The sequence below is a fragment of the Citrobacter sp. wls615 genome, from assembly GCF_005281355.1.
In the GTDB taxonomy this organism is placed as follows: domain Bacteria; phylum Pseudomonadota; class Gammaproteobacteria; order Enterobacterales; family Enterobacteriaceae; genus Citrobacter; species Citrobacter werkmanii.
Genome location: NZ_SZXM01000057.1, coordinates 41,131 through 54,486 on the forward strand (window position 1 = coordinate 41,131; position 13,356 = coordinate 54,486).

Annotated in this window: 12 protein-coding genes and 1 riboswitch; of the genes, 6 read left to right on the plus strand and 6 right to left on the minus strand. The window is 52.9% G+C overall.

What is annotated here, in order from left to right; all coding sequences use genetic code 11:
* Positions 1 to 29 precede the first annotated feature (29 nt).
* Positions 30 to 127: riboswitch (TPP riboswitch) on the minus strand.
* Between the two features lie 33 nt (positions 128 to 160).
* Positions 161 to 1,816, minus strand: a complete 1,656-nt coding sequence (sgrR, locus tag FDX04_RS15120) for an HTH-type transcriptional regulator SgrR (RefSeq protein WP_137371172.1) — start codon at positions 1,814 to 1,816, stop codon at positions 161 to 163.
* A 99-nt stretch (positions 1,817 to 1,915) separates the two neighbouring features.
* On the opposite strand from sgrR, the gene sgrT reads away from it, so the two are divergent.
* From sgrT to FDX04_RS15145, 5 genes are all read left to right on the plus strand, one after another.
* Positions 1,916 to 2,038, plus strand: coding sequence for a glucose uptake inhibitor SgrT (gene sgrT / locus FDX04_RS15125; protein ID WP_016151681.1), 123 nt, complete (start codon positions 1,916 to 1,918; stop codon positions 2,036 to 2,038).
* Between the two features lie 115 nt (positions 2,039 to 2,153).
* Positions 2,154 to 3,332 (plus strand): sugar efflux transporter, encoded by a 1,179-nt coding sequence (locus FDX04_RS15130; RefSeq protein WP_137360240.1) that lies wholly within the window; start codon positions 2,154 to 2,156, stop codon positions 3,330 to 3,332.
* A gap of 280 nt (positions 3,333 to 3,612) precedes the next feature.
* Positions 3,613 to 4,377, plus strand: a complete 765-nt coding sequence (gene idnO, locus FDX04_RS15135; RefSeq protein ID WP_061382927.1) for a gluconate 5-dehydrogenase — start codon at positions 3,613 to 3,615, stop codon at positions 4,375 to 4,377.
* 58 nt (positions 4,378 to 4,435) lie between these two features.
* On the plus strand, positions 4,436 to 5,719 hold the full coding sequence (locus tag FDX04_RS15140) for an MFS transporter (RefSeq protein WP_137360241.1): 1,284 nt from the start codon (positions 4,436 to 4,438) through the stop codon (positions 5,717 to 5,719).
* A gap of 82 nt (positions 5,720 to 5,801) precedes the next feature.
* Positions 5,802 to 6,794, plus strand: coding sequence for a LacI family DNA-binding transcriptional regulator (locus FDX04_RS15145; RefSeq protein WP_137360242.1), 993 nt, complete (start codon positions 5,802 to 5,804; stop codon positions 6,792 to 6,794).
* A 45-nt stretch (positions 6,795 to 6,839) separates the two neighbouring features.
* Here the strand turns inward: FDX04_RS15145 and leuD are convergent, their stop codons facing one another.
* The 5 genes from leuD to leuL form a co-directional block, all read right to left on the minus strand.
* Positions 6,840 to 7,445 carry a 3-isopropylmalate dehydratase small subunit gene (gene leuD / locus FDX04_RS15150; protein WP_137360243.1) on the minus strand — a complete coding sequence of 202 codons (606 nt, stop codon included), beginning with the start codon at positions 7,443 to 7,445 and terminating at the stop codon, positions 6,840 to 6,842.
* Positions 7,446 to 7,455: 10 nt separating this feature from the next.
* On the minus strand, positions 7,456 to 8,856 hold the full coding sequence (gene leuC / locus FDX04_RS15155; protein ID WP_137360244.1) for a 3-isopropylmalate dehydratase large subunit: 1,401 nt from the start codon (positions 8,854 to 8,856) through the stop codon (positions 7,456 to 7,458).
* A gap of 2 nt (positions 8,857 to 8,858) precedes the next feature.
* A complete protein-coding gene (gene leuB / locus FDX04_RS15160) occupies positions 8,859 to 9,950 on the minus strand; it encodes a 3-isopropylmalate dehydrogenase (RefSeq protein ID WP_137349675.1) in 1,092 nt (363 codons plus the stop codon).
* A complete protein-coding gene (gene leuA / locus FDX04_RS15165) occupies positions 9,950 to 11,521 on the minus strand; it encodes a 2-isopropylmalate synthase (RefSeq protein WP_137360245.1) in 1,572 nt (523 codons plus the stop codon). The genes leuB and leuA overlap by 1 nt, the downstream gene beginning before the upstream one ends.
* Before the next feature lie 89 nt (positions 11,522 to 11,610).
* Positions 11,611 to 11,697 (minus strand): leu operon leader peptide, encoded by an 87-nt coding sequence (leuL, locus tag FDX04_RS15170; protein WP_048998978.1) that lies wholly within the window; start codon positions 11,695 to 11,697, stop codon positions 11,611 to 11,613.
* Between the two features lie 654 nt (positions 11,698 to 12,351).
* Here leuL and leuO point away from each other — a divergent pair.
* Entirely contained in the window at positions 12,352 to 13,299 is a 948-nt protein-coding gene (leuO, locus tag FDX04_RS15175; RefSeq protein ID WP_137371173.1) for a transcriptional regulator LeuO, read from the plus strand.
* The last annotated feature ends 57 nt before the right edge of the window (positions 13,300 to 13,356 follow it).

The following is a 13,356-nucleotide window of genomic DNA, read 5'->3' on the forward strand; positions in this document are numbered from 1 at the left end:
TTGCACCTCAAGAGTTGGGTGGCAAAGGACTTGAGATAAGCCTCAAATCCCTTCGCCGGCATTATCCGGATCAGGTTCGACGGGTATCTCTCAGCCAGCATATTGCATAGCACCCCGTTGAGAACGGCGTTAGTGTAATGATTTTGTTGCTCAGCAGCAATTAAGGATCCGGCGGCGCAAACCATGCCGATTTAAAATCAAACCAGCCGAGGGTATTCATGCGTAGCCCGCGCATACTGCGCTGGCCCTGAATGATCAGCCAGTGATGGATCAACGGCACAATGGCCTTTGTGGCGAGCAGCTGTTGGCACCATGCCGCCAGGCTCATTTCACCGGTTCGCCAACGGGCCGCATCGTTTTCCCAATCCCGCGAGATACAGTTTTGCAGTAACGGGACTTCGCAGAGATGCGCGAACAACGAGAAGTCCAGCGGGAGGGTAAAGTTGGCGCTGTTAAGCCAGATATCACTGACTATTTCACCTGCATGCCACTGATCGTAGTCGATCTCCTGAATATTTAACTGTACCTGATGTTCCGCCAGCAGCGTTTTCATGATCTGCGCGATAATTCGGTGTTCGATGTGATCGCGATAGTAAGTGAGCGTTAGCGTTTCCAGCCCGGCCGGCTTTTCGCCATGTCCGGGCTTGGCGTGGTGCCAGCGGGGGAGTAACCCATAGGCGGGAAACCACAGTCGTTGGTACTGTTCGTCGGCGTGACAGATTAAATTCGTCGGTGAAAGAACGCGGCTTGCCCACTCGCGAACCTCCTGGTTCGCGCCACGATGGGTTCGCGCATCAAACAACAGGTAATAGCAGCCTTCTTCGAGGCGGCTTTCGATCGCTTTTTCATCTTCCGTGGGACCTTTTAGCGTCAAGCCGCCGCCCGGCTCTTCGCCGATGTCAGGTAATACCCAAACGTTAACTTCATCGATCAGCGCCCGGTAGCCGAAGTAATCATCAAATGCGCGAATTTTCAGTTGGTTATTAGTATTGCGCATTACAGCATATGGGCCGGTGCCAATCGGCTGGCTGGAGAAGTTACTTAGCGTTTCCCATTCTCGCGGCAGGATCATGGCGGGGACTTGCCCCAGTAACCAGGGAAGCCAGCGATCGGGCTGGGCAAGATGGATATCCAGCGTCCAGGCCGTGGGCGAGACGATTTGCGTAATGTGCGAGTACAGCGGCAGGGCGTTGATGCGCTGTAGCGAGGTAATGACATCTTCCATTTCCAGCTCGCGGCCATGGTGGAAATGGATCCCCGGGCGCAGGAAGAATCGCCAGTGTAAAGGCGAAATCTGTTGCCAATGATGGGCGATGTCGGCTGCCAGTTCCCCATTTTCCTCATTTACCAGAATTAAGGAACTGAAGATTTGCCGGGCAATATGGGTTTCGGAGCGGCGTAACGCCGTGCCGGGGAGCAGATTGCGCATAGGACGATAATAGAGGACGCGCATGATGTGCCGCCCCTGGCGAAAACTGCGTCCCAGGTGGGAAACCAGCATTTGTCTGACGGCCGTTTTATCACCGACCAGTTGTACCAGTTGATCGATACGATCCTGTTCCAGCAGGTCTTCTGCTCGCTGCTGCTGGAGCGCCAGCCCGGTATAGAGGAATGTCAGGCGCGAGCGTTTACCCCGCCCAACTTCGGCTTCCCACGTTAACCAGCCGCGATCCTGCATGGTATTAAGCAGGGTGCGCATATGACGGCGCGAGCAGCTCAGCAGCTCCGCCAGTTCGTTCAGCGTCGTGTCTTGCGTTTTGCCGTCACAGCATTGCCACAGACGGATGAACTGTTGTTGCAAACGACCAGAAGACATAAAAGGGGAACTCCTGCGGAAAACTCAGCAATTTTATTATCCCTATATTAAGCCAATAATAGATTCCGATGAAGCGATGAGACAACGAAGGGGTCATCTATGCGTCAGTTCTGGTTGAAGTACTTTACTGCGACGGAAAAATCGTCCTGGTTGGCTTGCCTGAGCGCACCGCAGCGCTTAAAGATGCTTGAAGAACTGATGCAGTGGGAGGTGACAGCCTGACCTCCGAATTGCGAGTTGCAGACATCATGTGTGACTGAGTATTGGTGTTAATCGCCGCGCCAGCAGGTATTATCTGCTGGCTTTTTTCGTTTCAGCTGCGCTTAAAAGGAAAGATATGCTCTGGATTATGACCATGGGACGGCGCCTCAACGGCGTTTACGCGGCATTTATGCTGGTCGCTTTTATGATGGGCGTGGCCGGGGCGTTGCAGGCTCCCACGCTGAGTCTGTTTCTGAGCCGTGAAGTCGGTGCGCAGCCATTTTGGGTCGGGCTGTTTTACACCGTCAACGCCATTGCCGGGATCGGAGTCAGCCTTGGTCTGGCGAAACGATCCGACAGTCAGGGCGATCGGCGCAAACTGATCATGTTCTGTTGTCTGATGGCAATCGGCAACGCGCTGTTGTTTGCCTTTAATCGCCACTATCTCACTCTGATCACCTGCGGTGTGCTGCTGGCTTCGCTGGCGAATACCGCCATGCCGCAGCTGTTTGCGCTGGCGCGGGAATATGCCGATAGTTCCGCGCGCGAAGTGGTGATGTTTAGCTCGGTGATGCGTGCGCAGCTTTCGCTGGCCTGGGTGATTGGGCCGCCGCTGGCCTTTATGCTGGCGCTGAATTACGGCTTCACGGCGATGTTTTCCATTGCCGCAGGCATTTTTGCTATTAGCCTCGTGCTAATCGCGCTGGTACTGCCGTCTGTGGCGCGGGTGGAACAACCTGTCGATGTGCCGCTGGAACAGGCTGGCGGTTGGCAGGACAAAAATGTACGCATGCTGTTTATTGCCTCCACGCTGATGTGGACCTGCAACACTATGTACATCATCGATATGCCGCTGTGGATTAGCCTTGAACTGGGGTTACCGGACAAGCTGGCCGGGATCCTGATGGGCACCGCGGCCGGGCTGGAAATTCCGGCGATGATTCTGGCGGGCTACTATGTGAAACGCTTTGGCAAGCGGCGCATGATGATTGCGGCCGTAGCGGCGGGCGTACTGTTTTATCTCGGTTTGATCTTCTTTCACAGCCGCACGGCGCTGCTGGTTCTGCAACTGTTTAACGCGGTGTTTATCGGCATTATCGCCGGAATAGGAATGCTGTGGTTTCAGGATCTGATGCCGGGGCGCGCGGGTTCTGCGACCACATTATTCACCAACAGTATTTCAACGGGCGTGATTCTGGCCGGAGTGATTCAGGGGGCGGTTGCCCAAAGCTACGGTCACTATGCTGTCTATTGGGTAATTGCGGTGATTTCGGTGGTGACGTTGTGGATGACCGGGTGGGTGAAGGATGTTTAGTCCGGTGCAGTCCCGGCGTCGCTGTGCTCGACCGGACGACATTTCGTATTCGCTTTTGTCGTTTTTGTAGGTCGGATAAGGCGTTTACGCCGCCATCCGGCAACCTGTCCTTACGGCCTGATCGCGTTACGCTTATCAGGCCAATCCCTCTTTTTTTCATCTTGCACGTAAATGCAATGTTGATCACATAACGATCATTTTCCTCTTCCTGGATCTTCTTTTTTCTACTGTTACGCGTATACAGTTACGCGTAACAGTTATTAAAAAAGGAGTTTTTTTTATGAAAAACCTATTCGACCTGACTGGTAAACGCGCGCTGATTACCGGTTCCGCTCAGGGCATTGGTAACCTGCTGGCCAACGGTCTGGCGGCGCACGGTGCTGAGATTGTGATTAACGATATTACCCAGCAGCGCGCTCAGGCGGCGGCGGACAAACTGGTGGCCGAAGGCTATCGCGCCGTTGGCTATGGATTTGATGTCACCAACGGGGAAGAGGTGGCGCGCGCCATCGCGCAAATCGAAAAGGAAGTTGGGGCCATTGATGTTTTAATTAACAACGCCGGAATTCAGCGTCGTTATCCCTTCACCGAATTCCCGGAGGCTGAATGGGACAAAGTGATTGATGTAAACCAGAAATCGGTCTTTCTGGTGTCGCAGCAGGTTTCCCGCTACATGGTGCAACGCCGCCGCGGGAAGATTATTAATATCTGCTCAATGCAAAGCGAATTAGGTCGTAAAACCATTACCCCATACGCGGCGTCAAAAGGCGCGGTCAAAATGTTAACCCGTGGCATGTGCGTGGAACTGGCGGAATACAATATTCAGGTCAACGGTATTGCGCCCGGTTATTTCGCCACCGACATGACCACCGCGCTGGTTAACGATGAGGCATTCTCCGCCTGGCTGTTCCAGCGCACGCCCGCCGCCCGCTGGGGTAAACCGGAAGAGTTGATCGGCGCGGCGGTTTATCTTGCCGCGCCGGCCTCTGACTTTGTTAATGGACATCTTCTGTTTGTGGACGGCGGCATGCTGGCCGCGGTCTGATCAATAATGGGCCGCTACGCGCGGCCTGACAGATAAAACAATAATCCAAGGAGTGAGTATGAATATGCTCGCAAAACTGCCGGCGCGTCGCTGGTGGTATTTAATGCCGATTATTTTTATTACCTACAGCTTAGCTTATCTCGACCGCGCCAATTACGGCTTTGCCGCTGCCGCCGGTATTGAACATGATTTAGGAATTACTCAGGGAACCGCATCGTTAATTGGCGCGCTGTTCTTCCTGGGCTATTTCTTCTTCCAGGTGCCGGGTGCGATGTACGCCGTTAAGCATAGCGTGCGCAAAATGATTTTTTACAGCCTGATCCTTTGGGGGCTTTGTGCCGCGGCGACCGGCTTTGTAAGCAATATCCCAACGCTGATGGCGATCCGCTTTATTCTCGGCATCGTCGAAGCAGCGGTGATGCCCGCTATGCTGATTTATATCAGCAACTGGTTTACCAAAACTGAACGCTCGCGCGCCAACACCTTTTTAATTCTCGGCAACCCGGTCACAGTGCTGTGGATGTCGATAGTCTCCGGCTACCTGATTGAAGCCTGGGGCTGGCGCGAAATGTTTATTATCGAAGGTATCCCGGCGGTGCTCTGGGCGTTCTGCTGGGTGATTCTGGTACGCGACAAACCGGCGGATGCGGGCTGGTTGAGCGAGCAGGAGAAACAGGCATTACAGCAGGCGATGGATCGCGAGCAGCGCGATATCAAACCGATGCGTAACTACGGTGAAGCGATGCGTTCATGCAGCGTCATTATGCTTTGCGCGGTGCATGCGCTGTGGAGCATCGGCGTGTATGGCTTCATGATGTGGATGCCGTCAATCCTCAAAAATGCGGCACAGATGGACATCGTGGCGGTGGGCTGGCTGGCAGCGGTGCCGTATCTGGCGGCGATTTGCCTGATGCTGACCGTCTCCTGGCTGTCCGATAAGTTCCAGAACCGTAAACTGTTTATCTGGCCGCTGCTGTTGATTGCCGCCATCGCGTTCTTTGCCTCGTGGCTGTTGGGCAACCAGTCCTTCTGGCTCTCCTACGCGCTGCTGGTTGTGGCCGCTGCCTGTATGTATGCGCCTTACGGGCCGTTCTTTGCGCTGATCCCCGAACTGCTGCCGCGCAACGTCTCCGGCGTGTCGATGGGGATGATCAACAGTTTTGGCGCGTTAGGGGCATTCCTCGGCGCGTGGCTGGTGGGTTACCTCAACGGTGTGACCGGCGGGCCGGGCGTCTCCTACACCTTCATGGCGATTGCTCTGCTGGCGTCGGTGGTGCTGATGTACTGCGTTCGTGCGCAAAATGAAACCACGTCGCCGTCGGCTGAGATGGCTACGCGTTAAGGTTGAGCGAGGAGTGCAGTCGCTAACCGGCTGTGATAAGGTTCTCTGCGAGCATAATGGGCTGTTGGTCGTAGAGAACCTCATGAAAAACAATCGGATGACATTACAGGATATTGCCGCCCTGGCCGGGCTGAATAAGATGACGGTCAGCCGTTATCTGCGTGACCCGAATCAGGTGTCGCAACGCAGCCGCGAATTGATTTCGAAAGTGATGGAAGAGAACAACTACATCCCCAACCGCGCCCCGGAAATTCTGCTCAACGCCCGCAGCAAAACCATTGGTGTGCTGATCCCCTCGTTTCGTAATCAGATCTTTGCCGATGTGCTGGCGGGGATTGAATCCGTCACCTCGGCCTGCCAGTACCAGACGCTGATCGCCAACTACGAATATGATGCCGAGCGTGAAGAACGCGAAGTGCTGAACCTGCTCTCTTACAATATCGACGGCCTGATCCTCACGGGAAAGCTGCATACCGAGCGGATGAGCCAGTACGTGCGCGCCAGCGGCGTGCCGGTGGCAGAACTAATGGACATTAGCGGCCAGTATCTTGATATTCAGGTTGGGTTTGATAACGAAAAAGCCGCGTTTGAAATGACGCAGGCTTTTATCGACAGCGGCAAACGCAGCATTGCTTTCTTTGGCTCGATGGATGACCCCCGCGACCTTAGCCGTTTTCGCGGCACCGAGAAAGCGCTGGCGGCGCAGGGGCTGGAAGCGTACCACCTGGCGCCAAAAACCATTTCGTCGGTGGCGCTGGGCCGCAAGATGTTCCAGCAGGCGATGGCGGAAAAACCGGATATTGACGCTATTTTCTGTACCAACGATGACCTGGCGGTTGGCGCGCTGCTGGAGTGTCAGGCACAGCAGTACGATGTGCCGGGAAAAATGGCGATTGCCGGTTTCCACGGGCTGGAAATAGGGCGCGCACGGCTGCAAAAAATTGCCAGCGTGATTACGCCACGCTTTGAGATTGGCAAAACGGCAGCGGATATTCTGATTAAGCGTTTGAACGGGAAAGATGCGCCGGGCAGCGTCAATCTTGGCTACCAAATCTATTACGGCGATACGCTTTAGGCGAAGAGAAAGGGCTGGCCACCGTGTGGTGACCAGCGGGAGAGATTACTGCATAAACGCGGGCTGCTTGTCTTCGTACTCGGTGATGGCGGCTTCGTGCTGCAGCGTCAGCCCGATGCTGTCCAGACCGTTCAACATGCAGTGGCGGCGGAAGTCGTCGATTTTAAAGCTGTAGGTCTTATCGCCTGCTTTCACTACCTGCGCGACCAGATCCACTTCAAATGTAATCCCCGGATTGGCTTTGACCAGGTTGAACAGCTCATCGACCTGTTCGTCGCTTAATTTCACCGGCAGCAGTTGGTTGTTGAAACTGTTGCCGTAGAAGATATCGGCGAAGCTTGGCGCGATCACTACTTTAAAGCCGTAGTCGGTCAGCGCCCACGGCGCATGTTCGCGTGAAGAGCCGCAGCCAAAGTTTTCCCGTGCCAGCAGAATTGAGGCACCTTTATATTCCGGGAAGTTCAGCACAAACTCTGGATTTGGCTGTTGACCCTTTTCGTCCAGGAAACGCCAGTCGTTAAACAGATGGGCGCCAAAACCGGTGCGCGTAACCTTCTGCAAAAACTGTTTCGGGATAATTGCATCGGTATCGACGTTGGCGGCATCCAGTGGGACAACCAGGCCGGTATGCTGGGTAAATTTCTCTGCCATGGTAGTTTCCTTATTTGATGCTACGAATGTCGGCGAAATGGCCGGTGACCGCGGCCGCTGCCGCCATCGCCGGGCTGACCAGGTGCGTACGGCCACCGCGGCCCTGACGACCTTCAAAGTTACGGTTGCTGGTGGATGCGCAGCGCTCGCCTGGGTTCAGGCGGTCATTGTTCATGGCCAGGCACATTGAGCAGCCCGGCAGACGCCATTCAAAACCCGCTTCGATAAAGATCTTATCCAGACCTTCCGCTTCCGCTTGCGCTTTCACTGGGCCGGAGCCTGGCACCACCAGCGCTTGTACACCCGGCGCCACTTTACGGCCCTTGGCGATTTCCGCCGCCGCGCGCAGATCTTCGATACGCGAGTTGGTGCAGGAACCAATAAACACTTTATCGATAGCCACGTCGGTCAGTGGGATCCCCGGCTTCAGGCCCATATAGGCCAACGCTTTTTCGGCGCTGGCGCGTTCAACCGGATCGCTGAAGGACGCCGGATCCGGAATGTTGTCATTCACGGAGATAACCTGGCCCGGGTTAGTCCCCCAGGTGACCTGCGGCGCGATCTCTTCTGCTTGCAGGGTGACGACGCTGTCGAAAGTGGCGCCTTCATCCGTTTGCAGGGTTTTCCAGTAGGCGACGGCATCGTCAAAATCTTTGCCTTTCGGTGCGTGCAGACGGCCCTCGACATAGTTGAAGGTGGTCTGGTCCGGCGCGACCAGGCCCGCTTTCGCGCCCAGCTCAATCGCCATGTTGCACAGGGTCATGCGGCCTTCCATGGTCAGGTCGCGAATCGCTTCACCGCAGAACTCCACCACGTGGCCGGTGCCGCCAGCGCTGCCGGTTTTACCGATAATCGCCAGCACGATATCTTTCGCCGTGATGCCCGGCGCGGCTTTGCCGTTGACTTCAATCTTCATGGTTTTGGCGCGGCCCTGTTTCAGGGTTTGCGTTGCCAGCACGTGTTCAACTTCTGACGTGCCGATACCGAACGCCAGCGCGCCGAACGCGCCGTGGGTGGCGGTGTGGGAGTCGCCACAGACGATGGTCATTCCCGGCAAGGTCACGCCTTGCTCAGGCCCCATCACATGCACGATACCCTGGTACGGGTGGTTCAGGTCGTACAGTTCGACGCCAAATTCATTGCAGTTTTTGATCAATTCCTGCATCTGAATACGCGCCATTTCGCCGGAGGCGTTAATGTCTTTGGTCTGCGTGGAGACGTTGTGGTCCATGGTGGCGAAGGTTTTACCCGGCTGGCGCACCTGACGTCCATGCGCGCGCAGACCATCAAACGCCTGCGGGGAGGTGACTTCATGCACCAGATGGCGGTCGATGTACAGCAGCGGGGTTTCGTTTTGCGCCTCAAAGACAACGTGCGCATCAAACAATTTTTCGTATAACGTTTTGGCCATGATTACACCCCTTCTGCGACGTAACGGGCAATGATGTCGCCCATTTCATCGGTACCGACTGCGGCAGCGCCACGGGCCAAATCACCAGTGCGAATGCCTTCTTCTAATGCGCGGTTAATGGCGCTCTCAATTGCGGTTGCCGCATCGTTGGCATCCAGGCTGTAGCGCAGCAGCAGCGCCAGCGACAGGATCTGGGCGATAGGGTTAGCAATGTTTTTCCCAGCGATATCCGGGGCGGAGCCGCCAGCAGGCTCGTACAGACCAAAACCCTGCTCGTTCAGGCTGGCGGACGGCAGCATGCCCATGGAGCCGGTGATCATCGCACACTCATCGGAGAGGATGTCGCCGAACAGGTTAGAGCACAGCACGACGTCAAACTGCGACGGGTCTTTAATCAACTGCATGGTGGCGTTGTCGATGTACATATGCGCCAGTTCAACGTCCGCATACTCTTTACCAATTTCACTAACGATTTCACGCCACAGAATGGAAGACTGCAGTACGTTAGATTTATCAATCGAGGTCACTTTGTGACGACGTTTGCGCGCGGATTCAAACGCGATACGGGCAATACGTTCGATCTCGAAACGGTGATATACCTCGGTATCAAAGGCTTTTTCATGCTGGCCGCTGCCTTCGCGGCCTTTTGGCTGACCGAAGTAGATCCCACCGGTCAGTTCTCGCACGCACAGGATGTCGAAACCGTTAGCGGCAATATCGGCGCGCAGCGGGCAAAACGCTTCCAGCCCCTGATACAGCTTCGCCGGGCGCAGGTTGCTGAACAGTTTGAAGTGCTTACGCAATGGCAGCAGCGCACCGCGTTCAGGCTGCTGGTTTGGCGGCAGGTTTTCCCATTTCGGGCCGCCAACGGAGCCAAACAGAATGGCGTCAGCTTGCTCACAGCCTTCAACTGTTGCCGGTGGCAGCGGCTGACCGTGGTTATCGATGGCGGCGCCACCCACATCGTAGTGGCTGGTGGTAATGCGCAGGTTAAAACGGTGGCGAATTGCGTCCAGTACTTTCAAGGCTTGCGCCATCACTTCCGGGCCAATACCATCACCCGGCAAAACAGCAATATGGTAATTCTTCGACATCACACGGTTTCCTTGTTGTTCTCGTTGTTCTGAGCTTTGCGTTGCAATTCTTTTTCGACTTCCTCGGCGCGCCAGATATTGTTCAGCACATGCACCATCGCTTTAGCGGAAGACTCGACGATATCTGTTGCCAGACCGACGCCGTGGAAGCGGCGACCGTTATAGTTGGCGACGATATCGACCTGACCCAGCGCATCTTTACCGTGCCCTTTGGCGGTCAGGCTGTATTTCACCAGTTCGACGTTGTATTCCGTCACGCGGTTAATTGCCTGATAAATGGCATCGACCGGGCCGTTACCGTTCGCCGCTTCGGCTTTGACGTCTTCACCACAGGCCAGCTTGACGGAGGCCGTGGCAATATCATTAGAACCAGACTGTACGCTGAAATAGTCCAGACGGAAGTGTTCTGGTTCTTCCTGCTGTTTGTTAATAAAGGCCAGCGCTTCCAGGTCGTAATCGAATACCTGACCTTTTTTATCTGCCAGTTTCAGGAAAGCGTCATACAGGTTGTCCAGATTGTATTCATTTTCTTTATAGCCCATCTCGTCCATACGGTGTTTCACCGCGGCGCGTCCGGAACGGGAGGTCAGGTTCAACTGCACCTGATTCAAGCCGATGGATTCAGGCGTCATGATTTCGTAGTTTTCACGATTTTTCAGTACGCCGTCCTGATGGATGCCGGAGGAGTGCGCAAAGGCACCGCTACCGACAATCGCTTTGTTTGCCGGAATGGGCATGTTACAGATTTGGCTGACTAACTGGCTGGTACGCCAGATCTCCTGGTGATTAATGCGGGTCTGTACGTTCAGGATATCTTTGCGCACTTTGATCGCCATAATCACTTCTTCCAGTGAGCAGTTACCAGCACGTTCGCCGATACCATTCATTGCGCCTTCCACCTGACGCGCACCGGCATGAACGGCCGCCAGCGCGTTGCCGACGCCCAGACCTAAATCATCATGGGTGTGCACGGAGATGATGGCTTTATCGATATTCGGTACGCGTTCATACAGACCGGAAATGATTGCGCCAAATTCGAAAGGCATGGTGTAACCGACGGTATCGGGGATATTGATGGTTTTGGCACCCGCATTAATGGCGGCTTCTACCACGCGAGCCAGGTCTGCGATAGGAGTACGACCAGCGTCTTCGCAGGAGAATTCCACGTCATCCGTATAATTACGCGCTCGCTTAACCATATAGATAGCTCGCTCGATAACCTCATCCAGCGTGCTGCGTAATTTTGTTGCGATATGCATCGGCGAGGTGGCGATAAACGTATGAATGCGGAAAGCTTCAGCGACCTTCAGGGATTCAGCGGCAACATCGATATCTTTTTCAACGCAGCGCGCTAAGGCGCAAACGCGGCTGTTCTTGACCTGACGAGCAATGGTTTGAACCGACTCAAAGTCACCGGGTGAAGAAACCGGGAAACCCACTTCCATCACGTCAACGCCCATACGCTCGAGGGCCAGCGCAATCTGCAGTTTTTCTTTCACACTCAGGCTTGCCTGTAACGCCTGTTCTCCGTCGCGTAAGGTGGTATCGAAAATAATGACTTGCTGGCTCATGGTTTAGGTCCTTGGTCTTTAGGGCGCCTTGCTTCGAGCATAAAAAAACCCGCGCAACGGCGCGGGTTTCTGTCTTAACTGGAGCTGACTTAATGCTGAATGTCGTCCACCAGTCTACCGCGCAACGAAGATGCGTTTAGTAGTAGTAGACCGTTGAAACGAGCAATGTAAGTCATCAATTAAGCTCCAGGCGAATGCGATATGCTTTTAGTGGTACTGGATATGAACTTCGATGTCAACCCCATCCTCTGTAAATGCCCCTTTAGCAGAGGAAAGTTTAGGCAAAACTTAAGCGAATTGTGCTGAATTTTTTACCGTATATAAAATTAATCCGCTGATGCTTGTACATATTTTTCATGATTAGACATATTTAAGCATATTTGCTTGCACTTACTGTAACCATCTGTTGAACTAATTGATCTGTTTGAGATTTTATATCTGTATGATTTACCTGTTTTTATACTAATTCTGAATGGATAGGAAGAGAGCAGAAGCTCATAATTGATAAATTAATGTTAACTTTTAATGTATTAATAATATAAAGATTTAATTAAAGCTTAAATATATATTCACGATATGTATGATTGTATATTCGCCATGCTTATGGTTATATTGTTTTTGAAATTTAAACATATGAATCACCGTGCAGTGACACCTGCCACACTGCGCTCGCATTGGTCTTTTGTTCATTTAGGTTTGTGCCTTTATGTTTTCCTAATTTTAATGTTTTTTCTTTTTCTCATCTTATATGTATGGTAAATCATATTAACGGAGATTATTTCTTCACTCCGTCTGAGAAAAGGGAGTTTAGAGTGACAGTGGAGTTAAATATGCCAGAAGTAAAAATAATAGATAAAACAAATATTATAGATATGTCGAAGCCACAGCTTCGCATGGTTGATCTTAATTTATTAACTGTCTTTGATGCGGTGATGCAAGAACAAAACATCACCCGTGCCGCACATACTTTGGGGATGTCGCAACCCGCTGTCAGTAATGCGGTTGCGCGCCTGAAAGTGATGTTTAATGATGAGCTTTTTGTTCGTTATGGACGCGGTATCCAGCCGACAGCAAGAGCCTTCCAGCTATTTGGTTCTGTTCGCCAGGCATTGCAATTAGTGCAAAATGAACTGCCTGGATCGGGTTTTGAGCCAGCCAGCAGCGAGCGCGTATTCAATCTTTGCGTATGTAGCCCCTTAGATAATATCCTGACATCATTGATTTATAATCGGGTTGAACAAGTCGCGCCAAACATTAATGTCGTATTTAAATCTTCACTCAATCAAAATACCGAGCATCAGTTGCGTTACCAGGAAACTGAGTTTGTTATTAGCTATGAAGAATTCCGCCGTCCAGAATTCTCAAGTATTCCGTTATTCAATGATGAAATGGTATTAGTCGCGAGCAAAAAGCATCCGCGCATTAGTGGTCCATTATTGGAAAGCGACCTTTATAATGAGCAGCACGCGGTGGTTTCGTTGGACCGCTTCGCATCTTTCAGTCAGCCGTGGTATGACACGCCGGATAAACAATCTTGCGTCGCTTACCAGGGCATGGCATTAATTAGCGTTCTTAATATTGTATCGCAAACGCATCTGGTTTCGATTGCGCCACGTTGGTTGGCAGAAGAGTTCGCAGATTCGTTAGAACTTCAGATATTGCCTTTACCTTTAAAATTGAATAGTCGGACATGTTATCTTTCCTGGCATGAAGCTGCTGGCCGGGATAAAGGACATCAATGGATGGAAGAGCTGTTGGTCTCCGTCTGTAAGCAATAGCATTCAGCAGAACAAATCGGTTAATGCAACTTGTTTGTTCTGCTTTTTTCTTTGTAT